The organism is Nocardioides sp. CPCC 206348 (genome assembly GCF_048654705.1).
GTDB lineage: Bacteria > Actinomycetota > Actinomycetes > Propionibacteriales > Nocardioidaceae > Nocardioides.
In genome coordinates this window covers 45,204-45,616 of the sequence record NZ_JBMCZA010000209.1, presented here as the reverse complement: position 1 = coordinate 45,616, position 413 = coordinate 45,204, and the positions used below count along the sequence as shown (strand labels likewise).

Below are 413 nucleotides of genomic sequence, written 5' to 3'. Positions count from 1 at the left end.
GCTCAAGGTCACCGGAGGGATCTTATGCAGCCGGCCTCCGCCGCAACCGCAGGAGCCTTGCCTTCAGGCCCCTCCCCACCCATCGCAACCACTGGCCGGGGCTCGGCGGCGTCGCCCTGATCGTCGCGATCTCTCGCTGCGCCTCGTCCAGCTCGCGGCGGGCGACGGCGACCTGCTCCCGCAGGGTGCGGGTACGACGGCGCAGCCGGAGTCGCTCCGCGCGCTCCTTCTCGAGGCGGATCCGGAGGTTCTCCATCGCAACCTCGGTGGGCGGAACGGTCCAGCCCGGGTAGGCCGCCAGGCCCGGGCGCCCCGGCGACCGGTAGAGCTCCTCCAGGATGCGACCGACGACGGCCGGCGAATGCTCACGTTCGACGTACTCGCGACCCTCCCGGCCCAGGCGGGCCCGCCGC

Annotated in this window: 1 protein-coding gene; it reads right to left on the bottom strand. The window is 73.6% G+C overall.

Annotated elements, in window-relative coordinates; all coding sequences use genetic code 11:
* Nucleotides 1-22 precede the first annotated feature (22 nt).
* Nucleotides 23-413: hypothetical protein (locus ACOADB_RS20825; protein ID WP_378602945.1), on the bottom strand; the 391-nt coding region annotated here is incomplete at its 5' end.